The following is a 20,513-nucleotide window of genomic DNA, read 5'->3' on the forward strand; positions in this document are numbered from 1 at the left end:
ATATCTGCGAGTACAATCCTAAGCAATGAAGGAACACGAGTGGCTTGAGATCGACCAAGACAACGGATACTCTATCGACCATCTTCCCCTTGGCATAGACTTTAGCGGCGTCGTGACCCGGGTAGGAGATACCATCATCCAGCTATCGAAACTGACCGACTCGATAAAAAGCGTAGATCAAAAGGCTCTATCTAGCAACAGCCTAAACCACCTCTTTAGCCTCGGACATAAAGCTATGGAGAACCTACGAGAAGAGATAGTAGAGATAACCAGGGAGGCTACTAAAGAACTTCTATCTGCCAGCTATTCATTTGACCATGCACGCCTGAAGCTACCGGTTCAAGTAGGAAACTTCGTTGACTTCTACTCCTCTTTGCACCACGCAACTAACGTTGGACGGCTCTTTAGACCTAACGCCGACCCCTTGCCAAAGGCTTGGCGTCATCTACCGATCGCCTACCACGGACGAAGCTCGACGGTTCTACCCTCGGGGACGAAAATCGTAAGACCTAAAGGTCTCTTTCAAAAAGGGGGCGATGTTGTCTTCTCTGAGACAGGAGCCCTCGACTTTGAGGCCGAAGTCGGCTTTATAGTAGCCAAGGAGTCCGAGGTTGGAACCCCTCTTTCACCATCGGAGTTCTATGACTACGTTGCCGGCGTGGTACTGGTAAACGACTGGTCGGCGAGGGATATTCAAGCCTTTGAGTACGTTCCACTTGGACCGTTCTTAGGAAAGTCCTTTGCCACCTCGATGTCGTGTCTCGTGACTCCGATCGAAGCCCTTCTTGGGGCTCGGGTACAACCGGTCCGCCAGGACCCCACCCCAAGTTCCTACCTGTTTGATCCTGATCCGTGGGCTTTGGATATCGGGCTTTCGATTAAGATAAATCAAACGACCGTCTCCTCTCCTCCTTTTCGATCAATGTACTGGACTCCTGGACAGCAGCTGGCTCACATGACGATCAACGGCGCGAATGTTACCTGCGGGGATGTATTTGCATCGGGAACGGTTTCAGGGGAAAATGAAGATCAGGTAGGATCCCTTATCGAACTTACCCAAGATGGAAGACGGCCGATAACCTTAGTGGACGGTACTAGCCGCTCGTACCTTGACGACGGAGACGTAGTAACTATATCGGCAACTACCAGGTCTCTAAGCGGCGGGCGACTCTCCTTCGGTGAGGTGATCGGTGAGGTTCTTCCGTCTCTGTAAAGACTTCTTGGATCACTATCGAGACCACCCAGACCAAAAGTTCGACCTTAGAAAGGTGGAGGTTTGCATTGGACAAGACTTCACAGTCGCCTCGAATTACTGCACTTGTATCGTCAAGTCTTGAATCTCAACGCTAGAGAATTCACGCCATCTAAGGCTCCGTCACCAAAGCGACCGCTCTAACATCTCCAACGGCTCGATCATATACGTCGCAGAAACTCGATAGTCAAGTCTCTGCTGATAAGGAGGGAGGAACATCTCTTTAAAGCTGCGGCTGGTCTCTGGACGCCTAGCGGCTTGATCTCTAGATGCGATCAAGTCTTCCGTGACAATCGATCTGTCGTAGACGAAGAGATCAAGCAGGTCTTTCATGTCGGAAACGTCAGGATCAAATCCCCAAACCGTCTCCAGTTCTCTAGTAATAAGGAAGCTGAGGCCAACTGCACCCATAAGTATCAGATGAGATATCAGACGGGGATTCGCTATGGCAGACGCAATTGCAAGAGCGCCGCCAAATGAGTTTCCCACAAGGGCGAAGTTCTCCAGTTCGAGCGCCTTCGCAAAGCCAAAGAGGTGCCTCACCCATTTATCTAGAGAAAACACAAATCCATCTGGGACCGTTGTATAGCCAAATCCGGGAAGGTCAGGCGCAACGACGCGAAACTCTTGACTAAGGCGGGGCATCACCAACCTCTAGTTTGCATATGCCGTTACACCCGGACCAGAGCCATGTAGCAATATCACATTGGGACCATCACCTACATCTAGGTAGTTGGTGTTGACACCCTCTATGTCTACTCTGCGACCTATCTCACCCAGCTCCAAAACATTTCCTTTCAAAGGCCTTCAGGGAGATCTCTAGGCTTTCAGCGACACAGCAAGTGAGGAGTTGAACGCCGATACTGCAGCCCTTGCACATTGAGTATCTTGGTCCGAGGAGCCTCCAGATACCCCCACTCCACCGATGGTCCGCCCTTCAACCACAAGCGGAAGCCCTCCACCGAAGATGATCAGCCTCTCGGTATGGGTAAGTCCATGCAAAAGTGCAGGCTCTTTCTCGATAAGTGGGTACCACTCATGGGTACCCTTGCCGAACGCCGCCGCACTGTAGGCTTTATTATGGGCGATGTCGATAGATAGGAGAGGCGCGTCGTCCATTCGCATAAACGATAGCAAGTTAGCACCAACGTCTACGACGGCAACACATACTCCGACTCCAAGTCGCAACGCCTCTTCCACTGCTGCATCCATCATCACCTTCGCTGCCTCCAGCGAAAGAGAAAATGTTGAACGAATCATCGCCATCTAACGACCCAATTCCTTAGCTGTGACCCCGCCTATACCCCAGTGGCTCTTGGGGACGTCGACTAATACGACTCGAACAGACTCCCTGTTTACACCCAGAACCGAGACCGTTGTATCTGTAAGTTCCGCTATCAGCTGCTCTTTTATCTCCTCCGAGCGACCTTCTAACATCTCAACGTGAATTAGTGGCACCTTGATCGGCCCTTCCCTGGCTCAGCTCGATAGCGACATCAACGATCATATCCTCTTGTCCCCCAACCATCTTGCGTTGTCCAAGCTCAAGGAGGATCTCAGCTGGATCTACTCCGAATCGCTCCGAGGCTCTATATGCATGGAGCAAGAAACTTGAGTATACGCCTGCGTATCCTAACATCAACGCGCTTCTTGAGATGGTGGTAGAAGAAGGTAAGAGAGGGCGTGCCTTCTCTTCGGCAACTCTCATAAGTTCGAAGATATCCACACCAACTACCTCATGCCCTGCCTTATCGAGCGCCGCAGCAACCACCTCGGTTGCAGTATTTCCAGCTCCAGCACCAAAGCCAGCCATTGCCCCATCGATCCAGGTAGCACCGCTCTCCACCGCAACCAGGCTGTTGCCCACCGCCAGACCTAGGTTGTTGTGACCGTGAAATCCAATTTCGACCGCATCATCGAGTGCGGACCGTAGCGCCCTTACTCTTGCACCAACCATGTCAGGCAACAAAGCTCCAGCAGAATCTGTGACATAGACGACATCTGCCCCATAAGAGGCCATCAGTTGTGCCTGCTTGGCTAGATCATCGGGCTCCAACATGTGAGCCATCATCAAAAACCCCACCGCCAAGGCACCGCGACTTTTTGTCATCTCGATGTGCTGAGCCGAGATATCCGCCTCTGTGCAATGCGTTGCGACACGCACCACCTTAGCACCTAGGTCCAAGGCTCTCTCGAGCTCCACGTGAGTGCCGATCCCTGGGAGAAGAAGCACCGCAACCTTTGAGTCCTGAACCGTGTCTACCCCTATAGAGATCATCTCTTCGTCGCTAAGAAGAGATCTTCCATACTGAAGCGACGACCCACCAAGACCATCACCGTGTGTAATCTCGATAACAGGTATCCCCGCACGATCGAGTCCCGAGGCTAAATCTGCTACGTTTTGTTCGTTGAACTGATGCCTCACTGCGTGACTTCCGTCTCGGAGGGTAGTATCCACTAGAGTGATTTGAGCCATAGCTTCTCCTATCTTTTTGCTGCATAGACTTGAGCCACCCTGGTGGCCGCGGCGGTCATGATATCAAGATTTCCTGCGAATGGAGGTAGATAATCGCCTGATCCTTCCACCTCCAAAAACACGGTAACCTTGTTGCCTTCGAACACTGGATCGGTCTTTAGTCGATATCCAGGTACGTAGCTTCGGACGTCTGCCTCCATCTCTTTCAATGACTCCAAGATCTCGGTCTCTTTCACCTCTTCAACCTCGACGTAGACGGTGTCCCTCATGATGAGATAGGGTTTGGCCGGGTTGAGAACGATGATCGCCTTACCCTTTAGCGCACCACCCACCTTTTCAATACCTTGAGCTGTAGTGTGGGTAAACTCGTCGATATTTGCTCTGGTACCCGGACCGGCCGACCTTGAAGAGATCGTTGCAACGATCTCTGCGTAGTTCACAGTGGTCACCCTTGAGATTGCAGCCACGATGGGGATAGTGGCCTGACCTCCACAGGTTATCATGTTGACGTTGTCTTCATCGACCAGCTGGTCAAGATTGACTACCGGTACAACGTACGGTCCAATCGCAGCGGGCGTAAGGTCGATGGCGGTCTTGCCCCACTGTCGATAAAGCACGGAGTTCTTCAGATGAGCTCCTGCCGAGGTCGCCTCCATAACGAGGTCAAAGTCGTCCAAGAAAGGTTCAAGACCCTCCACACCGGTGTCAAGCACTCGATATCCCTTTGACCGCGCTCGAGCCAGACCGTCTGACTGAGGATCAATCCCAACCATTGCCGCCAAAGAGAGCTCGGGGGTTCGCTCGATCTTGTACATGAGATCTGTTCCTATGTTCCCAGACCCTACAATTGCAACCCGATAGTCTTTCAAATTACTCTCCTTTGAAACAAAGCTCAATAGATGAAAGCTGTTCCACCTTCACCGTCACCACATCACCAAGACTGACCGGCACGGCATCGGTTATCCCGCCGGTCATAACGACATCTCCCTTACGAAGTCGCTCATTGAATGCGGCCAAGAGACCGATCAACTCCATAAGAGAGTCCACAGGAGATCCCATCACAGCTGAAGTAGAGGCAAAGTGGATGCCCTCTCCATTTAGAGATATTTCGACGGCTAGTCTGTCGATCTCCGGTGGCACAGGAACAAATCCTGGGTAGATGCAGTACCCAGCAGCGGAGGTATTATCTGCCACCACCTCCTCGACGTTGAACCGGTAACCTTTGAACCTCGAGTCGAGGATCTCAACGGCTACAGTCGCCCCATATAGCTTGGCAATAACCTCATCTTTTGAGTCCGAGGGGTCGATGTCTTCTCGCACCAAAAGCGCAACCTCGGGTTCACAACGTGGCTGCACAAAGGCAGAGTGTGGCACTGCGCCACTTTGATACATGTCCGCTTCATACAGTCGACCGAATATCGGCTTCGAGATACCCATAGTCACCTGCTTGGGTTTCGAAGTGAGACCCATCTTGTAACCAAGCAGCCGCTGATCTGGGTAGATCGCCTCGCAGTAGGCGTCCTGAAGCTTATATGCCTCTTTTAGAGTCAGATCGTTGTGTATCTTTCCCTCTAAAAGAACGCCTTTCCTTCTGGCCTTGATCAGCTCCGCTAAAAAATCGTTGTTCACGCGACGACCTCCAGCTTCAACGTTCCCAGTCCAAGTAGATCGGCTTCGTAAGAGCAACCACCCTCTAACGGGACCGCTGCCGCCATTGCACCAGAAAGCACTACCTCTCCGGGAATCATCTCTTCACCGAATCGTCCCAAGGCTCGAGCGAGCCAGGCAACTGACTCAAAGGGGTGACCCTGAACAGCTCTGGCCGCTCCGGTGGAGACAATCTCTCCGTTCTTTTTGAGCGACATAGAGATCTTGCCAGCCTCAAGATCCAGTGGGGATCTCTTTAGGTCCCCGAGAACAAAACATCCTCCCGAAGCTCCGTCAGCGACGGTATCGAATATGGTAATTTTCCAGTCCGTGATACGAGAGTCGACGATCTCGTACGCACCGACGAGGTACTCTGTTGCCAGCGCCACGTCCATAGCCGTCACAGACGCACCAGAGAGAGGATACTTTAGAACAAGTGCCACCTCTACCTCCAGACGAGGCGCAATAAAGTCTATAAGAGAGACCGTTGAACCGTTAGGTTTTTGCCATGACCTCCAAAGCGGACCGAAGTCAGGCTCCATAACATTGAACATCGACTGCATAGCTTTAGAGGTGAGTCCGATCTTGTGACCTACAACTTCATCTCCACGCCCCATACGCTCCTTGGACACTAGCCGCTGGATCGCATAGGCTTCATGCATAGACATCTTGATCTCATCGCTCAGAGGGGCGATAGGCTGACGACCGTCATCGGCGTCGATTAGCCTCTTAGCCAAAAGCTGTAAAACAGTTTCCTCTACCATCTCATCTTTCTAGAGTTTGATACAAACATTTGAGAGCTCCGTGTAAAACTCGAAAGAGTGCACCCCACCCTCGCGACCTATCCCGCTTTGCTTCATCCCTCCAAAGGGCGTACGAAGATCCCTGTAGAACCAGGTGTTTATCCAGATGACGCCCGCTTCCAGCTGAGCCGCCATGCGATGAGCTCGTCTGAGATTAGATGTCCAAAAGGTCGCTGCCAAACCGTAACGCGTATCGTTGGCCTTTGCTATGACCTCTTCCTCAGATCTAAAGGGTTCTACCGTAATAACGGGGCCAAAGACCTCTTCCGTTACTATCTCGCAACCACTTTTCACATCGACGATAATCGTTGGCTCAAAGAAGTTTCCTTTGGTAAGGGTCCTTGGGGTACCCCCTCCTGTGACGACCTTAGCTCCGTCTACAACTGCTCTTTCGACAAAGCCTGCCACCCTCTCTTTGTGCTCCTTGGAGATAAGTGCTCCCATCTGAGTCTTTGGATCGAAGGGGTCTCCAACGACCAAAGCTTCGGCTCTCGCCTTAATCGCATCTACAAATTTGTCGAAGATGGGCTCTTCCACGTAGACCCTAGAGCCACAGAGACATACCTCTCCTTGATTGACAAAACTGGAGCGCACCGTCGTCTCGATCATCTCATCAAAGTCACAGTCGGCAAACACTATCAGAGGATTCTTTCCTCCAAGCTCAAATGAGACCCTCTTCAGAGTCGACGCTGCGTTAGCCATCACAGCCTTTCCGGTCGAGGTCTCACCGGTGAGAGAGATGAGATCGACGTTAGGGTGAGCCACTAGAAACTCACCGGCGCTCTGCGGTCCGAATCCATTTACGACATTGATTACGCCCTCCGGCAACCCAACCTCCTGGGCCGCTCTCGCCAGTTCATAGGCGGTGAGGGGTGTGAGCTCCGCCGGCTTTATCACACAGCTATTTCCTGCGGCAATCGCAGGAGCTACCTTCCAGGTGAGAAGCAGGAGGGGGAGATTCCAAGGTGATATCAGGCCCGCTACCCCCACGGGACGTCTAAGTGCGTAGTTGATAGCCTGATCATCGCTTTGAAACGCCTCCGTGCCAAGGGTCTTGGCGTAGTCGGCAAAAAACCTAAAGTTGAAGATCGACCTAGGAATGTCTAAGGACTTCGAAAGCGTAAGAGGTTTCCCAGTATCCCTGGTCTCCATCTCCGCCAACTCCTCTGACCTGGACTCAAGGTAGTCGGCGAGTCTATGGATCAGAGCCGAACGCTGGGCGACCGGGATCTTTGACCACCTCTTAAAACCCCCTTGAGCTATCTTGACAACCCGGTCAACGTCTTCCTTGGTTGCTTCTTCAACCTCTGCTAGGACCTCGCCTGTGGCGGGATTGAGATCGGAAAAGCTCTTGCGTTCTTCCGAAAGGACCTCCCGTCCTCCTTCAAAACTCCCAAGCCTTATGACCACCTCTGGAACTCACTTTCTGTGTTAAGTTGACGAACAACCAATTACCTTGATGCAAACGGTGACAGCGGGCTTCTTAGCCCTCGGGCATGCTCCTCCAAGGAGAAGAAATCCTCCCTGAATATGTCTCGCTTGAATAGTCTTCTCGCATACAGCGCCGCTATCACGGACTCGACCATAAGGGGTGGTCCTGATACATAGGCGGTATGACCGGTCGCCGTTGCAAAACGTTCCTTGAGCACATCTGCAACAGTCCCGCTGTAGACGTCGTCTTCGCCTTTGAGCCCCGACTCGTCTGAGACTGCAAAGTAGACCTTTAGCCCTGTAACTCTCTTGGCAAGTTCAGATAGCTCGTCTTTGCAGTAAAGAGAGGACCTGTCTTTAGCCCCAAAGATCACCGCCCCCTCTGTATCGGGGTATCTCTTCGCTATCTCATTCAGCATCGCCGCTATGGGAGCATATCCAGTTCCGCCGGCCAGAAATAAGAGGGGTCGAGCGGGTTCACGAAGGAAAAACCGTCCATAGGGACCACTAAGAAGAACCTCGTCGCCAAGGGCGATCTCTTCAAAGATCCATTTAGATGCGGCTCCCCCTGGAAGGTACCTTATATGAAAAGTCAAGAGATCGCCATCTAGCTTCGCTACTGAGAAAGAACGGGTCTCAGCACTCCCCGGGAGGTGCCACTGAAAGTACTGCCCTGGCAAGATCACGGGTTCGCGATCTGCTCGAAGAGTAACCAAAACGACGTCTCTTGTCACCTTGTCCATTGCCACAACTGAAGTCACAAGGTCGGAGACTAAAGGGTAGTCGACTCCCTCCTCCTCTTCGATCTCGGCTTCAACCACAACATCGCCTTTGGGGAAGCCTTGACACAGGAGGATCTTCCCTTCCTCGCGCTCAAAGTCCATAAGCGCAAAGCCCGAGACGTCTCTAAGGTCAACTTCCCCATCGACTAGGGTCGCTTTACACGTCCCACACGTTCCATGCGTGCAAGCATGAGGAAGCCACACTCCACTTCGCATGCAGGACTCAAGGATCGACTGCGACCTAGACCCTTTCACCACCTTACCTACCGGATCGATGGTAATTTTTACTTCGTCCATACTCCCTCACGCTCTAACTCAAACAAAGCCTTATCAGCTCACTACGGATGTAAAGGCCTCATTTAGCTCCCGGTTGTGGTAAAAGATGCCGGTACCCAGTTGCTCAACGGTCCACTCAATGCAGGGAAAGTCGGGGTATGTAATGTACCCGCCTGCAAACACCTCGTTACGGTTCCCTGAAGGATCAAAGAAGTAGATAGTCTCCCCCCGGGTGATACCGTGGCGGGTCGGTCCTATGTCGATCGAGGTTCTCGTCTTTGACATAACGTCTGCTGCCCTAAGGAGCTCTTTCCAGTCATCAAGTGCAAAGGCAAAGTGGTGAAGCTTTGCGTCGGGACCCCCTATTATCGCGATATCGTGCGGAGTGTTCGTCCTAAATAACCACGACGCTAAGATCTGATTACTCCCCGCCTCAGGCACAACCTTCTCTGAGATGTTAAACTCCAGCACCTCGGTGAAAAACCTTGTAAGAAGCGCAGGATCTTCGGCTGTAATGAGCAGGTGATCGAGCCTAGGAGCGCCGATGCCCAGCAATCCGTCTGGCCACGGATCAGGGTTGACCGTGCCGACGCTCGTTCCCAATACCTCTATCTCCCGATAGAGCTGCATCACATGCCCCGAAGGCAGTATCGCCTCAACGGCTTCACCTACGGCATGCTCTTCTTTTCGATGAACCCTTCGAACGGTAAGACCAAATGCAGCCATTTGGTTCTCCAGGTGGTCTAGGTCTTCGTCCGAGGAGACCTTGAAGCCCATCTTTACCAGACCAGAGCCGCCTTCTTCGAGAACCACTGAGTGATGATCCCACTCGTCCCAGCCCTTGAAGTAGCTCTTCCCATCGACGCTGTCAGTTAACTGAAGCCCTAAAGTCTCACCGTAGTGCCTCGTAGCCTCTGAAAGATCGTTCACCTTGGCATGAACATATCCCAATCGAATAACACCCATGTTCTTCTATCCCCCTTACATAACTAGACCATGTCCAACAGACACATCTACACCTGCGTACCAGCCTTGCCAGCACGCTCTAGCCACCGGTAAAGTCCGGAGCGCTTGAATTTATTGTCTTCACACAACATCACGACGGCGTCGCTTTGAGGCATCGCCCTACAAGCAAGGGTTTGAGATCTCTGAGTTATCAGTTCCTTTGCATGGGGCCTTAACTCAAACTCGCCGCTTTTGACCTCGACCAGACATATGCCGCATCCGCCCCTACGGCATCCGACACACATCTGGTACCCTTTTTCAACTAGCGACTCAAGCAACGTCTTTTCAGAAGAGCACTCGAGTTCGATCCCATTTGGTTCGAAACGAACCCTCGCCATATCAGATCGGTACTCTGAGACTCAACAAAGTCTTATGCGTGACTCCTTGAGCCGCTAGGGCAACGTCCATCTGAGGCACAAAAGCCTCGTGCATCAACTCCCACGTCGCTCTTTGAAGTGCACCTTGATCGAGGGAGGGATCCGAGGAGAGCCAAGGCACGACTAAGTTCCCCAGAAAATCTCCGAAGGTCATACTCTTTGGCGCTCTAAAGGCAGCAGGCGAGCAGAACATGTATGAGTCGACAAAGTGCACGTATACCAGCTGGTCAGGCTCGAAAACCTCCGCTCTGTCTCTAGCTTCAAAGTCGTAGTCTGCATACTTGGTAACGCTCATAACTCCACTCCTTCGCTGTGCCATCTCTTCCAGTTCTTGTCGTCGTTCGATCCCTTGAACTCCCCTGAGTCCCCCTTGTCGTTGTACCAAGTCAAGACCTCTGGTACGCTTGGCCCACCACAGTTGCCTTTATAGATCTCGTGCACCGGTAGCCACGCCTGCACGTACTTCTCGGGCTCTCGATCAAAGATCCATTTGCAACCGTCCGAACAGGTCCAGTAGATCTCATCTTTATAAGACGAACTTTTCTGTACATGTTTCGTTGGATCTCCCGCCTCGGTAAAGGCCATGGGAATCTGGCACACCTGACAGAGTTGGGGAAGTCCTTGGAAGTAGAACCGACCACCAGACTCTGCGATCGAGGAAGCCTTCTCCCAGAGCGGACGAAACGCCTTGTCAAAGGTCTCCGGGTACTTCTCACTAAACCACTCAAGTTCTTGAGGTTCTGGAGTCGTTGTATGAAACATTGCAGCGTAGCTAAATGAGTAGAGAACCCAATAGACCTGGTGTGACAGGTACTCCTTCTCCTTCACAGCCTGCTCCACGTGCATAGGAGGACGAATACCATAGAATGCCAAGTCAGGGAAGAGGCCATTTAGCATCTGCTCTTCGAAGTACAGCTCAAAGGCTTCCTTCCACGACATGAACTTCCGCGGAAGAAGGTAATCCATCATGGCAGCTACAAGCGCAGCCACCCTGTAAGAGCGCCAAAACCACTTGTCGATCCATGCTTGGACGATCGGAACGTTATCTTCGTCCTGCTCCAGCATAAAGCGTACGGCTTCAAGACCAAGGGTCATGTGTCGTGACTCGTCAGACTGAGCAGAGAACCCAAAAGTCATCGTCGTAAGATCGCCGTTGAAGGATGCTCCAGACATGAACGGCACAAACAGTAGGTTTGTCAAGAGATACTCAAAACCAAATGAGATTGCAGTTAAGAACTCAAATGGACCCGAGGACACTGCGTCATCGAAGAACGACTTTGGCACCGATAGGTACCAGACCCGATCATGCCATAGACGCATGGAGTGAAATCCCTCGTAGTACCGGTTGTAGGGAGACAGAGCATGGATCTCTGTCTGCGCATGGCGCAACTCGTCCATAGATTGAGCCAGCGCTGCAAAACGGGGCGCTGAACCAGGCATAAAGCGAGCCAGCCTAGAGAATCCCCGATGCGCCATGTACTCAAGAGGGGTAACGCCTTGGATGAAGAGTTTCAGAGCGTTTAGATATCTAGCGTCAGAGATATTGAGATGCCCCTGACTCTGGGTAAATCCGTCTAGCACTGCGTAAAAACGCCTGTCTTTTTCCGCTTGGTACTTCCAGTAAGTCTCGATCGTCATACGGAAGGGATCTTCCCATGCGTCCCAGTCATGTATCTTGATACCTTCAAATGTGTGGAAAGGATATATGTCAGAGTGTTTTTGGTAGGTTGGTTCCCAGTCCAACCCTCTGACCATCGCCCGATAGTTCTCTTTCGTTGAAAGTTTTTTCTTGGTTGTCATCTTCTCAATTCCCCCCTAGTGAGACCAGCCGATTATGATCTCGTCATCATCCCATTCTTTTACTTCCCCAAAAAACGATACGATCGACAGATTCATATCGTCGGGATGCCACTCGCGACCAAGCAACCGACTGACCACCGACGCATCGATCACGATGTCTGTGGACGACTCAATCCTTAGTATCCCGGGCATCCGACGAACCTGAATGTCATCATTTAGCTCTGAAACTGCATGAACTATCGCCTCAGACTCCTCGCTCTGCGCCATGTCGATGCCGGTTAGCTTCGAAATCGATATAACCATCTTTAGACCCTGCCTCCTATCAACTCCTCTACTACTTGCAGCTCTGAGATCCCTTGTGCCATCATCTCCGAACTGTCAAGAGAGTCAGGCAGATCGTCCAGCAACGTCCTGAGCGCCAACTCAGCACCGGGAGACCACTTTTCAAACGCTGTTCGCAGGAACTCCTGGTTGGAGGAGTTCTCAACCGACAAAAGATGAGAGATGAAGGATCTAACCCATTTTTGATCGTCTAGGTACCAGTCGTAGAAGTATCTAAGAGTCGACATAGATAGCCCTTCACCAAGCCCTACGCCTTGCGTCTCAAGACCCCTATAGAGGCTTGGATACATAAGTGGTGACAAGACCGCCGACACAGCCACGAACTGCTCGCCCCAATCAGAGAGAACCAGTACGTCCTCTATGTATCTGCGAAGCGGTTGCAGAGCCTCTCGCTCCATCCACTGCGTCTTCGCCTCATCTAGGATCTCCACCCCGTTCTCGAACTGCAACGCAAGTTTCGATAGCTGCTGTGCGTTTCCCAGGTGATCAAACCCTGAGTAGATCGCCGCCTGCTCGATCGTAGTGCCCCAGGCAAATGCACTCATCTGGACCATAACCATCTGCATGCCGTACTCAAGGTGCCTCAGGGGCGTCAGTGTCTCTGCAAAGACCTTTATGAGATCTTCAGGCAGAGAAGCAAACGCGTTGAACTCTTCTGCATAACTGAGTGTGGACTGCTGATGTTCCGCCGCTTTGTTCCTAGCCTGATTGTACGTGTAGTAGTAGTACTGCCTAGGGTCCAAAAAGTTGTAAGGATCTCCTACGTCTAAAGCCGTATAGGAGCGATCAAATATCTCATGTTCCGGATCCCAGAGAGGACGGTAGTGAAAGTTTTCCTCCTGCTGGACCTCGATCGAACCCTCCTCGTATCGATTTGCAGGTCGTCCCAGACGACGCTCTACCCAGTCAAAGCCGACGCGAACTGGATCAACAACATTTTGCTTGATCTCATAGGCCATTTTTCCCCCTTGACTCGATGATCTCCCAAATCTAGGGCAGCCTCATTACGAAGGTCTTACAAGGCATTCTTGATTCTTGCAAAATCCTTACAGTTTGTTGTCACACGTCACTTTTCATCATGTACCCGATTCCGCTTTTGGTAACTATGTACTCCTTGCCACAGTGTCCCAGTTTCTTGCGCAACCTCGAAACCGTCACATGCAACGTAGATACGTACCCTCGGTACTCAGATCCCCAAACCTTGTCCAATAAGGTGTCTGCCACCACAACACGACCTCTGTTTTGCGCAAGCACCGTGAGAACCTGATACTCGTTTTTACTCAGATCAACCTCGACACCTTCGACTAGAACTCTGGGTGTATCAAGCTCTATGACGATGGGGCCGACGGCGATGGGCTGCATTTTGGTCACTTCATGACTTCCTCGTCTCAGCACAGCCTTGATACGAGCGAGGAGTTCGTCTGAGGCATAAGGCTTGACGACATAGTCGTCGGCACCAAGACCGAGTGTTTCAACCTTGTCGGTGAGGGCATCCCTGGCTGTTACGACGATAACGGGTACACTCGAGAAGTCCCTCAAAGCTCTAAGCACATCGAGACCGTCAGAGCCCGCAAGCATCAGGTCTAAGAGCACAAGGTCCACGTCACCGTCTACAACCATCGACTTCACCTTTGAGGGATCCTGGGTCGCTCGAACCTCATAACCAAGCGGTTCAAGGAAACGGCGAAGCAGTGCCACTCCACGCTCTTCGTCTTCGACTATTAGAATCCTCGCCCGCATCGTCTACCAGCGCATTGTCTTGACAGACATCGAAAACCTTGCCAACGTCTCCCGACCTTTGGATCGTACTCTCAGGTCGCCTCCATGTGCGAGTGCGATACCTTTTGCTATCGCCAGACCGAGACCGAGACCAGACACACCTTTATCGTTTCTGACAAAGGGCTCAAGGACCCTTTCACACAGATATTCAGGTATAGGATCTCCCTCGTTTGCTACCTCTACGAACAGTTCGCCGTCCTGCACGCCCATAGATACCCGAATTGGACCTGAACCGTACTTTCGAGCGTTGTCAATGAGGTTTTCGAAAAGCTGTCTCAGGCGTCTTGGATCACCGGTTACGATGGGCACTTCGGTAACGTCTTGGGGCACCACTAAAGAAACTCTGTCGTCCGAGAAGCACCTAACACTACAGGTTAGGATCTCAATTATGTCTACAGGTTCAAAGTCAAAGGTCAACACGTTCGCCCGCAGCTGCGCTAACGTCAGAAGATCTCCTATCCTGTGATTGAGCTGCGCAGACGCGTCTAAGACTATGGCTAGATCTTCGTCTGCTTCTTTATCGAAGGAGGTGTTCTTAGCGAGAAGTTCAAGGCCGTTTACGATTATGTTGAGCGGATTGCGTAGTTCGTGAGTGACCATCGAGAGAAACTCGGCTTCCGCATCACGGGCTTGGCGGAGGTGCGCGTTCAACTCCATAAGTTCAGAGGTCTTTGTCTCAAGTTCTAATAGAAGCGCTCGTGTCTGCGTTACGTCACGAAGACTCACACAGAACCAAAGTGAAGACGCCACAGCGACCTTACGCAAATTAACGTCCAAAATCAAGCTACAGTCCGTTCGTCGCAACGCAACTGTAACGTTGCTACCTAACAAGAGCTCGTCGATCTGTCTCTTGGTTATCGGAATCAGATCTTCCAGTACTCGTCCAAAACAGTTTGTCTTTCGAAGAGTTCTCGAGAAGCAGTCGTTTGCCATTACAACCGAGAAGCTCTGATCCAAGAGCGCAACGCCTTCTATCGTGCTGTTTAGCATCGCCTCTAACTGCTGATTTCCTTCGACAGCCTCGATATAGCTGAGACTTTTCCCAAGTGCATCTATGAGCTCTTCAACTACGAAGAGTCCATCGGTCCAGCTATGGGGCGTATCATAGAGCAGGGCAAGGAGCCCCAGCAGTCTCTCTTCCCGAACGAGCCTAAACACTCTTTGGTTTGCGGGGTTGTTCTGCCAGAGTTCGACGATATGAGTTGAGTTCCCCCTCAAAGGTACCCTGGTGGCGCTCACATTTACAGAACGAAGATACTCATCAACCAGATCCTGACTACCCACTGTTACATAAGGTTCAAGGACGTTTCCAGCTGCCCTATTGGTCTTTAGAACCAGTGCACCACAGGAGGCTGTTGCTCGCTCGATCCTGTGCAACAAGACCTTAAGCTCACCCTCCGTGGTACCGTACAAGGTTCCCCCTAAACAGATCTACAACAAGACAGCCAGATACGCACCAAGCAGAGCTATCGTGCTAGATGCACTGACTCAACCCGTATCGACTCTCTGAATAGCACAAAGCGTCACGGTACAGCTTATGTTACACAGACACGGTCTCTTAGGCAAGGGTTAGATCGGCCGAAATTACTTTATCTCTTTCGTAGTCAAAGGTTCTGGCTTATAAAGAACGTGTCTGAGGCGAAACCTCTGCGAAGGTCCGAAGAACCGACGCTGTAGGGAGTACAAGGTTGAGAAATGTACTAAGTCTCACTATTGCGGTTGCTAGATATGTAGTAATTGGTTGACCGAGTCTGAGTGTTCCAGAATGACTTCAAGATGTCTGTACATCATTTTTTAGGCTTCATAGTGCATCTATAACTACTCTAATATAAGCTTCGTCTTGTTCGATAATAATTATTAGAATTGAGCTGAATTTGTGGTTGCAAGATGTCATACTAAAAGTCAATTGAGGGGAAGAACTGAGGCGAGCCATAGACCACCTTCTCCGTCGTAAGCAAATCAACAACGTAGGAGTCAAATTGTCTAAAGAAGATATATCCGTAACTCCTCATCCAGAGCTCCTGGACGAGGAGACAAGACGTTTACATGCGCTCGGGTATGCGCAAGAACTCAAGCGAGTGATGAGCGGGTTCTCAAACTTTGCGGTCTCCTTTACCATCATCTCCATTCTCTCGGGTTGTCTAACCCTTTACTACTACGGGATGACAACTGGCGGACCAGCTGAGATGGTATGGGGGTGGATAGTAGTTGGAGCAATGACGACGATCGTTGGTCTGGGTATGGCAGAGATTGCATCAGCATATCCAACCGCAGGAGGGCTCTACTACTGGTCAGCCAAACTAGCCAAGAGCAAAGGGGCTGCCTGGTCATGGTTTACAGGCTGGTTCAACCTTATCGGACAGATCGCCGTAACCGCAGGCATCGACTTTGGTTTCGCAACGTTTCTTTCTGCTTTCTTAAATCTCACAACTGGCATATCCGCTACTAAAGGGACGGTCTTGTTTGTCTACGGACTTACCCTGTTGGCACACGGCCTGATCAACTCCTTTGGCGTTCGGCTCGTCGCCCTGCTCTCCAACGTATCTGCGTGGTGGCACATCTTGGGGGTCATCGTCATCGTGGGTGCTTTGGCTCTTATTCCTACACATCATGCATCCGCTGCCTTTGTATTCACCAAGTTCGTAAACGAAACGGGCTTTCATAACACCTTCTACGTAGTTATGATAGGACTGCTTATGGCCCAGTACACCTTTACAGGTTACGACGCATCGGCGCACATGTCTGAGGAGACCAAAGGTGCCAGCCTCACGGTACCAAAGGGAATAGTCAACTCCATTTTGGTATCGCTCGCAGCCGGACTAGTGCTCATCATCGGAATCACCTTCGCAATCACGAACGATTATCAAAAAGCGATCAACTCAGCGACCGGAGTTCCTCCCGTACAGATATGGATCGATTCGATCGGACGCACAGGGGGAGAGTTCCTCCTGATCATAGCTATGGTCGCGCAGTTCTTCTGCGGAATGGCATCGGTAACCGCAAACTCGAGGATGATCTACGCGTTCTCTAGAGACGGTGCGGTACCTGGGTCAAAGCTATGGCACCACATAAATCCTAGAACAAGGACACCAACGAGATCGATCTGGTTCTCAGTCATAGGAGCCTTCATCCTTGGAGTACCCTCGTACTGGAGCACCACAGCCTACGGCGCCGTCACGTCCATTGCAACTATAGGTCTCTATCTAGCCTATGTGACTCCTACTCTACTAAGACGCCTGCCTGGAACCCGGTTCGAGCCTGGTCCCTGGAACCTTGGTAGATGGTCCCCGATAGTCGGTTGGATAGGCGTCGTCTGGGTAGGTATCATAACGGTCCTTTTCATGTTGCCTGAGGTTACACCGATAACGAGAGATACCTTTAACTATGCCCCGGTTGCCCTAGTAGTCGTTCTTGGATACGCAGGGATCTACTGGGTTCTAAGTGCCCGCAAGTGGTTTACCGGTCCAAAGATGCAAGGTGATGAGGCTGAACTCGAACGTCTTGAGATAGGGTTAGGCGAGCCTATCTAGGAGACTTCGTACCCGCACTACAAAGTCAAGCTTTCGACGAAGCGCCTTATAAGCCCAAAGACCATAGAACATAAAGCCAAGAAGCCGGGTACGAGCACCCGGCTTCTTGGTCGAATCTACAGCTCCTATCTCTACATCTAACGACGGCTGCGTCAGTCGAGGTCGAATCTGTCGAGATTCATCACCTTGTCCCAGACCTCGATGAAGTCGTGTGCAAAGCGACCCTCGCTATCGTAGGAGGCGTAGATCTCAGTGATCGCCCTCAGCTGTGCGTTTGACCCAAAGACAAGATCCACCGCACTAGCCTTCCATTTAGGAGAGCCATCAGATCTGCTTAGACCATAGTAGATCCCGTCCTCTTCAGAGATCTTCCAGTAGGTGCCCATGTCCAAGAGATTGACGAAGAAGTCGTTGCTAAGCACCTCACGCCTCTCTGTAAGCACCCCAAGCAGAGATCCCTGGAAGTTCGCCCCAAGGACTCGTAGTCCTCCGACTAAGACCGTCATCTCTTGCGCACTAAGGGTCAGGAGGCTCGCCCGCTCTACAAGGAGGTGCTCAGCCGGAAGCTTCTCGCCCGGGCGTCGATAGTTTATGAACCCGTCCGCTCTTGGTTCGAGGCAGTCAAAGGAAGCTTCATCGGTTTGTTCTTGTGAGGCGTCGCCCCTTCCGGGGCGGAAGGGAACTACGACATCGATTCCTGCCCTTCGTGCTGCCTCTTCCACACCCGCACAACCACCAAGTACGATTAGATCCGCTAGTGAGACCGCCATATCGTCCTTAGCTCTTTGGTTGAACCTAGACTGGAGATCCCTTAGGGTACCTAAGACCCATTCAAGCCTCTCTGGCTGATTTACCTCCCAGCGTCTTTGAGGAGATAGCGCAACCCTTGCACCGTTTGCTCCGCCGCGTCGATCTGTGCCACGATATGTCGACGCAGAAGACCATGCAGTAGCCACTAGATCAGACACAGAAAGCAGGGAGACCAACTCTGACTTTAGTTCGGCAATCTCACGTTCGCCCACCGTTCTGTAGCAGGGAGTGGGAACTGGATCCTGCCAGATGAAGGACTCACCTGGAACAAGTGGTCCAAGGTAGCGGGTCTTTGGCCCCATGTCACGGTGAATGAGCTTAAACCAAGCCTTTGCGAAGGCGTCTTTCAGTTCATCTGGATTCTCATAAAAGTGCCGAGCGATCTTTTCGTAGGTCGGATCTTCCTTTAATGCCAGGTCGGTGGTTAGCATAATTGGTGCGTGCCTCTTACTTGGATCATGTGCGTCCACAACACTTTGAGAGGCTTCCTCTTGTCTTGGGGTCCATTGATACGCTCCAGCGGGACTTTTAGCCAAGACCCAGTCGTAGCGAAACAGATTATCCAAAAATCCGTTATCCCACGAGATAGGGTTGTTGGTCCATGCCCCTTCAAGTCCGCTGGTGTACGTGTCACTTCCCGCTCCTGTTCCGGCGTGATTTCGCCACCCAAGTCCCTGTTCTTCCAAGGGAGCTCCCTCAGGAGCTGGTCCCACACAGTCCGAAGAGACAGCACCATGGGTTTTCCCAAAGGTGTGTCCTCCAACGATTAGAGCGACGGTTTCATAGTCGTCCATTGCCATTCGTGCAAATGTCTCGCGCACGTCAACAGCCGCAGCCTTTGGGTCAGGATTACCGCTGGGACCCTCTGGATTCACATAGATGAGTCCCATCTGTACTGCTCCCAAGGGTTCTTTTAGTTGGTGGTCTTTGCTGTAGCGCTCATCTCCAAGCCAGGTGTCTTCAGGACCCCAGTACGTTACCTCATCTGCTTCCCAGATATCTTCACGGCCAAATGCAAAACCTACCGTATCTAACCCCATAATCTCAAGTGCTACGTTCCCTGCAAAGACGATTAGATCTGCCCAAGAGATCCTCGCTCCCCATCTCTGCTTGATCGGCCACAGCAGACGGCGCGCTTTGTCCAAGTTAGCGTTGTCGGGCCAGCTGTTGATGGGAGCAAAGCGTTGCGCACCTCGGCTTGCACCACCCCGCCCATCCGATACCCTATAAGTTCCGGCGCTGTGCCAAGCCATCCTTATGAAAAGGGGGCCATAGTGACCGTAGTCCGCCGGCCACCACGGCTGAGAAGAGGTGATCACAGCGCGCAAATCGGCTTTTAGCTCATCGACGTCTAGGTTTGCTAGTTTCTGTTTGTAACTACTGCCGCTATCAACGAGTGACAGATTGGACTTACCAGAATCTAGCAGCTTTAGGTTTATCTGCTCCGGCCACCAGTCACGGTTGGACCTTCGGCCAAGCGCAGTCGCGCTGCGCGTAATGGGACAGTTCTCTTGCTGACTCTCAGGCATAAAGCTCCCCTTTTTGCATGCTCAATGTGTAAACACACGTTCTGAATTGAGCTACACCTACTCCAAGAAGAAGTTCCAGCTCAACACATTTTCTACGACCCGTTTATATCTATACAACTATATCTCTAATCCTACAACTTATCTTGTACTCTATTACTCCTATTTTTAGAATTTTTCTAACTTTGGTCTTATAGATGGCTTCTTGTCAGGAGAAAGTATCCCAAACAGACACTCTTCCCCTTTTACGTCGAGCAAATGGCGCCTCCAAACACCCACTCCGAACACACGGCCTCAATCTCGAAATCTTGTCAGATTTGAGCCGTTACATCTCTTTGGGTATTTCTCTTTCTCGGTAGGTAGCTAGTGTACCTAGCCAAAGTTTCGCTGTGAAACAGGAATTTTCAAGTTTCGGCCCCTGTTGAACCCATTATCCACCTACTCTTTAGAGGAAAAGGCAATGACAATAGCTAAGCAGATATCGAGGAGCAACCCAAGCGGCGAAAGATTCACAAGGGTCCAAGAAGCGCACCGGCCGTAGACCAACCTACGTCGTCACGTTGAGCGATGAGGATAAAGAGTTCCTCACCTCCGTCATCGCCAAAGCTAGCGCTCCAGCTGTTTAGGTCACCAGAGCAAAGATAGCCCTGTTGGCCAATGAACTTATCAGGCTAAAA

21 protein-coding genes are annotated in these 20,513 nt (G+C 51.4%); 2 read left to right on the forward strand and 19 right to left on the reverse strand.

Features of this window, described 5'->3' with window-relative positions:
- Positions 1–25 precede the first annotated feature (25 nt).
- On the forward strand, positions 26–1,213 hold the full coding sequence (locus BUA24_RS05795) for a fumarylacetoacetate hydrolase family protein (protein ID WP_072789870.1): 1,188 nt from the start codon (positions 26–28) through the stop codon (positions 1,211–1,213).
- Positions 1,214–1,375: 162 nt separating this feature from the next.
- Here the strand turns inward: BUA24_RS05795 and BUA24_RS05800 are convergent, their stop codons facing one another.
- The 18 genes from BUA24_RS05800 to BUA24_RS05880 form a co-directional block, all read right to left on the reverse strand.
- Entirely contained in the window at positions 1,376–1,897 is a 522-nt protein-coding gene (locus tag BUA24_RS05800; protein WP_084660239.1) for an alpha/beta fold hydrolase, read from the reverse strand.
- 9 nt (positions 1,898–1,906) lie between these two features.
- A complete protein-coding gene (locus BUA24_RS13160; protein WP_272867289.1) occupies positions 1,907–2,038 on the reverse strand; it encodes a hypothetical protein in 132 nt (43 codons plus the stop codon).
- Positions 2,039–2,071: 33 nt separating this feature from the next.
- Entirely contained in the window at positions 2,072–2,518 is a 447-nt protein-coding gene (locus BUA24_RS05805) for a GlcG/HbpS family heme-binding protein (RefSeq protein ID WP_072789876.1), read from the reverse strand.
- Positions 2,519–2,689: a tautomerase family protein gene (locus BUA24_RS05810; RefSeq protein ID WP_218587415.1), complete on the reverse strand. Its 171-nt coding sequence runs from the start codon at positions 2,687–2,689 to the stop codon at positions 2,519–2,521.
- Position 2,690: 1 nt separating this feature from the next.
- On the reverse strand, positions 2,691–3,728 hold the full coding sequence (gene dmpG, locus BUA24_RS05815) for a 4-hydroxy-2-oxovalerate aldolase (protein ID WP_072789882.1): 1,038 nt from the start codon (positions 3,726–3,728) through the stop codon (positions 2,691–2,693).
- Positions 3,729–3,736: 8 nt separating this feature from the next.
- The gene (locus BUA24_RS05820; protein ID WP_072789885.1) at positions 3,737–4,597 is read right to left on the reverse strand and encodes an acetaldehyde dehydrogenase (acetylating); all 861 of its coding nucleotides are present in this window, start codon (positions 4,595–4,597) and stop codon (positions 3,737–3,739) included.
- Between the two features lies 1 nt (position 4,598).
- Positions 4,599–5,357 carry a 2-keto-4-pentenoate hydratase gene (locus BUA24_RS05825; protein WP_072789888.1) on the reverse strand — a complete coding sequence of 253 codons (759 nt, stop codon included), beginning with the start codon at positions 5,355–5,357 and terminating at the stop codon, positions 4,599–4,601.
- Positions 5,354–6,139 (reverse strand): 2-keto-4-pentenoate hydratase, encoded by a 786-nt coding sequence (locus BUA24_RS05830; RefSeq protein ID WP_072789891.1) that lies wholly within the window; start codon positions 6,137–6,139, stop codon positions 5,354–5,356. Before BUA24_RS05830 ends, BUA24_RS05825 begins: the two co-directional genes overlap by 4 nt.
- A gap of 9 nt (positions 6,140–6,148) precedes the next feature.
- Positions 6,149–7,588: an aldehyde dehydrogenase gene (locus BUA24_RS05835; RefSeq protein ID WP_218587416.1), complete on the reverse strand. Its 1,440-nt coding sequence runs from the start codon at positions 7,586–7,588 to the stop codon at positions 6,149–6,151.
- 41 nt (positions 7,589–7,629) lie between these two features.
- Positions 7,630–8,688 (reverse strand): 2Fe-2S iron-sulfur cluster binding domain-containing protein, encoded by a 1,059-nt coding sequence (locus BUA24_RS05840; RefSeq protein WP_072789894.1) that lies wholly within the window; start codon positions 8,686–8,688, stop codon positions 7,630–7,632.
- Between the two features lie 33 nt (positions 8,689–8,721).
- A complete protein-coding gene (locus BUA24_RS05845; RefSeq protein WP_072789896.1) occupies positions 8,722–9,633 on the reverse strand; it encodes a catechol 2,3-dioxygenase in 912 nt (303 codons plus the stop codon).
- Positions 9,634–9,680: 47 nt separating this feature from the next.
- Positions 9,681–10,010, reverse strand: coding sequence for a 2Fe-2S iron-sulfur cluster-binding protein (locus BUA24_RS05850; protein WP_072789899.1), 330 nt, complete (start codon positions 10,008–10,010; stop codon positions 9,681–9,683).
- Position 10,011: 1 nt separating this feature from the next.
- Positions 10,012–10,344: a phenol hydroxylase subunit P4 gene (locus tag BUA24_RS05855; RefSeq protein ID WP_072789902.1), complete on the reverse strand. Its 333-nt coding sequence runs from the start codon at positions 10,342–10,344 to the stop codon at positions 10,012–10,014.
- Positions 10,341–11,849 carry a YHS domain-containing protein gene (locus BUA24_RS05860; protein WP_072789905.1) on the reverse strand — a complete coding sequence of 503 codons (1,509 nt, stop codon included), beginning with the start codon at positions 11,847–11,849 and terminating at the stop codon, positions 10,341–10,343. Before BUA24_RS05860 ends, BUA24_RS05855 begins: the two co-directional genes overlap by 4 nt.
- A gap of 15 nt (positions 11,850–11,864) precedes the next feature.
- Positions 11,865–12,152, reverse strand: a complete 288-nt coding sequence (locus BUA24_RS05865) for an MmoB/DmpM family protein (protein WP_072789906.1) — start codon at positions 12,150–12,152, stop codon at positions 11,865–11,867.
- 2 nt (positions 12,153–12,154) lie between these two features.
- Positions 12,155–13,150 carry a ferritin family protein gene (locus BUA24_RS05870; RefSeq protein WP_072789908.1) on the reverse strand — a complete coding sequence of 332 codons (996 nt, stop codon included), beginning with the start codon at positions 13,148–13,150 and terminating at the stop codon, positions 12,155–12,157.
- A gap of 100 nt (positions 13,151–13,250) precedes the next feature.
- Positions 13,251–13,931 (reverse strand): response regulator transcription factor, encoded by a 681-nt coding sequence (locus tag BUA24_RS05875; RefSeq protein ID WP_072789910.1) that lies wholly within the window; start codon positions 13,929–13,931, stop codon positions 13,251–13,253.
- A 3-nt stretch (positions 13,932–13,934) separates the two neighbouring features.
- Positions 13,935–15,383, reverse strand: a complete 1,449-nt coding sequence (locus BUA24_RS05880; RefSeq protein ID WP_072789913.1) for a sensor histidine kinase — start codon at positions 15,381–15,383, stop codon at positions 13,935–13,937.
- Positions 15,384–16,051: 668 nt separating this feature from the next.
- Between BUA24_RS05880 and BUA24_RS05885 the strand changes: the two genes are divergently transcribed.
- Complete coding sequence (locus tag BUA24_RS05885) at positions 16,052–17,500, forward strand: amino acid permease (protein ID WP_084660242.1); 1,449 nt, start codon at positions 16,052–16,054, stop codon at positions 17,498–17,500.
- Positions 17,501–17,652: 152 nt separating this feature from the next.
- On the opposite strand, the gene katG is transcribed toward BUA24_RS05885, so the two are convergent.
- Positions 17,653–19,839, reverse strand: a complete 2,187-nt coding sequence (gene katG / locus BUA24_RS05890; RefSeq protein ID WP_072789915.1) for a catalase/peroxidase HPI — start codon at positions 19,837–19,839, stop codon at positions 17,653–17,655.
- Positions 19,840–20,513 lie beyond the last annotated feature (674 nt).

This window comes from Ferrithrix thermotolerans DSM 19514 (assembly GCF_900128965.1).
GTDB lineage: Bacteria > Actinomycetota > Acidimicrobiia > Acidimicrobiales > Acidimicrobiaceae > Ferrithrix > Ferrithrix thermotolerans.

What these genes read in the sequence shown, in the direction of transcription:
- BUA24_RS05795 (WP_072789870.1), top strand. Translation starts at nt 26, where the DNA reads ATGAAGGAACACGAGTGGCTTGAGATCGACCAAGACAACGGATACTCT.
- BUA24_RS05800 (WP_084660239.1), bottom strand. Translation starts at nt 1,897, where the DNA reads ATGCCCCGCCTTAGTCAAGAGTTTCGCGTCGTTGCGCCTGACCTTCCC.
- BUA24_RS05805 (WP_072789876.1), bottom strand. Translation starts at nt 2,518, where the DNA reads ATGGCGATGATTCGTTCAACATTTTCTCTTTCGCTGGAGGCAGCGAAG.
- BUA24_RS05810 (WP_218587415.1), bottom strand. Translation starts at nt 2,689, where the DNA reads ATGTTAGAAGGTCGCTCGGAGGAGATAAAAGAGCAGCTGATAGCGGAA.
- dmpG (WP_072789882.1), bottom strand. Translation starts at nt 3,728, where the DNA reads ATGGCTCAAATCACTCTAGTGGATACTACCCTCCGAGACGGAAGTCAC.
- BUA24_RS05830 (WP_072789891.1), bottom strand. Translation starts at nt 6,139, where the DNA reads ATGGTAGAGGAAACTGTTTTACAGCTTTTGGCTAAGAGGCTAATCGAC.
- BUA24_RS05840 (WP_072789894.1), bottom strand. Translation starts at nt 8,688, where the DNA reads ATGGACGAAGTAAAAATTACCATCGATCCGGTAGGTAAGGTGGTGAAA.
- BUA24_RS05845 (WP_072789896.1), bottom strand. Translation starts at nt 9,633, where the DNA reads ATGGGTGTTATTCGATTGGGATATGTTCATGCCAAGGTGAACGATCTT.
- BUA24_RS05850 (WP_072789899.1), bottom strand. Translation starts at nt 10,010, where the DNA reads ATGGCGAGGGTTCGTTTCGAACCAAATGGGATCGAACTCGAGTGCTCT.
- BUA24_RS05855 (WP_072789902.1), bottom strand. Translation starts at nt 10,344, where the DNA reads ATGAGCGTTACCAAGTATGCAGACTACGACTTTGAAGCTAGAGACAGA.
- BUA24_RS05860 (WP_072789905.1), bottom strand. Translation starts at nt 11,849, where the DNA reads ATGACAACCAAGAAAAAACTTTCAACGAAAGAGAACTATCGGGCGATG.
- BUA24_RS05865 (WP_072789906.1), bottom strand. Translation starts at nt 12,152, where the DNA reads ATGGTTATATCGATTTCGAAGCTAACCGGCATCGACATGGCGCAGAGC.
- BUA24_RS05870 (WP_072789908.1), bottom strand. Translation starts at nt 13,150, where the DNA reads ATGGCCTATGAGATCAAGCAAAATGTTGTTGATCCAGTTCGCGTCGGC.
- BUA24_RS05875 (WP_072789910.1), bottom strand. Translation starts at nt 13,931, where the DNA reads ATGCGGGCGAGGATTCTAATAGTCGAAGACGAAGAGCGTGGAGTGGCA.
- BUA24_RS05885 (WP_084660242.1), top strand. Translation starts at nt 16,052, where the DNA reads ATGAGCGGGTTCTCAAACTTTGCGGTCTCCTTTACCATCATCTCCATT.
- katG (WP_072789915.1), bottom strand. Translation starts at nt 19,839, where the DNA reads ATGCCTGAGAGTCAGCAAGAGAACTGTCCCATTACGCGCAGCGCGACT.